1 protein-coding gene is annotated in these 272 nt (G+C 63.2%); it reads left to right on the forward strand.

From position 1 onward, the window contains the following. Nucleotides 1-22 precede the first annotated feature (22 nt). Nucleotides 23-272 (forward strand): hypothetical protein (locus ACYQ1K_RS28005; protein WP_459986906.1); only part of this gene is annotated, 250 nt, incomplete at its 3' end.

Here is a 272-nt window from a genome sequence, read left to right on the forward strand (position 1 = left end):
GCCGGAGTGGGGGGATGAGGGGGTGGAGCGGATGCGTGCGGCGTACAACTCCTACCACCACTTCCGTGCTTCGAACGAGGCTGCGGTGGCGTTGGTGCCCGATGCGATGGTGCCGAAGAAGGCGATCTGTGGGACTCCGGAGGAGGCGGCTGCTGCGATGCAGGCGGTGATCGACAAGGGGGTTACCTCGTTTGCTCTGATGGCGATGGGTGATGTCGAGAAGACCATTGAGATGATCGCGACGAAGGTCCGCCCCCTCCTCAACCTCAACG

The sequence above is a fragment of the Nocardioides sp. AN3 genome (assembly GCF_054653495.1).